We start from the raw sequence: 1,092 nt of genomic DNA on the forward strand, positions 1-1,092 counted from the left end.
CTCTCACTGCATGGCATGCGCTGGTGAAGAACGGAGGGCTGACGGCCAGCCAGACTATTCTCGTACAAGGCACTGGCGGCGTTTCCATCTTTGGCTTGCAGCTGGCGGCGGCGGCCGGTGCACGAGTAATTGTCACCTCAAGCAGTGACGAAAAGCTTGAAAGGGCGAAACAACTCGGAGCGAAGGACCTCATCAACTATGTTCGAACTCCCGAATGGCACAAAGAAGCGCTGAAGGTTACCGAACAACAGGGAGTCGACCAGATTCTGGAGGTCGCGGCGGGCAGAAGCCTGGGACAATCGATCGAGACAATCAGGCCCGGAGGAAAGATTGCTGTGATCGGGATACTTGATGGCTTCACCTCAGAAATTCCAATCTTTCCGATGTTGCAGAGACAGGTCACCATCCGCGGAATGGTAACGGGATCGAGAAAGATGTTCGAAGAAATGAATGAGGAACTGGAGAAGAGCCAGATTCGACCGGTCATCGACACCGTCTACTCCTTCCCTGATGCGCTCGAAGCCTACGATCATCTTTATCGCGGCGCATTCGGCAAGATTGTCATCCGCGTCCGGCCGTAACGGGCGATGGAGAGGTTCACGCCTCATTGCTGGAGGCCGCTTTTGCAACTGTGATGGCCTACTGCGCTTTGAGCGAGCAGATTGATTGGTGAGAACTGATGAAGCTTTACTCGGCTTTATTTCTAGGAATGGTATTCGTACGCGGTCTTGCAGTTGAACATCAGGGCGACAAACGCTCCCTGCCCACTCAACGGAATGCACCAAGGGAGGTCGTCGAACAGTTTATCAATATCGTTCGATCTGGGCGGGATCCGGCAAAAGCTTCCGAGTTCTTTGCTCCGCTGGTTCAGGCGCATCAGCTCACATCAGAAGGTGAAACCACGATCGTGAGAACGCCAGAGGATTATGCAGCTCATGTTCAAGAGTTTTTGCGCACCTACGGCACCTACAAACTGACGATCGCGGAACTCGTTTCAGACGGGGATAGGGTCTATGTGCGTTGGAAACAGGAAGGAAGACATCTTGCTCCGATTCATGGCTTTCAACCAACAGGCCTACCGCTGGTTGAAGT

The 1,092-nt window shown here is 53.4% G+C and carries 2 protein-coding genes; both read left to right on the plus strand.

Annotated elements, in window-relative coordinates:
• The coding region (locus AB4043_RS26380) for a zinc-dependent alcohol dehydrogenase family protein (RefSeq protein ID WP_442308636.1) at nt 1-581 on the plus strand (581 nt) is incomplete at its 5' end.
• Nucleotides 582-679: 98 nt separating this feature from the next.
• Nucleotides 680-1,092, plus strand: a 413-nt coding sequence (locus AB4043_RS26385; protein ID WP_442308637.1) for an ester cyclase, incomplete at its 3' end; no start/stop codon positions are given.

The sequence above is a fragment of the Terriglobus sp. YAF25 genome (assembly GCF_052113305.1).
In the GTDB taxonomy this organism is placed as follows: Bacteria; Acidobacteriota; Terriglobia; order Terriglobales; family Acidobacteriaceae; genus Terriglobus.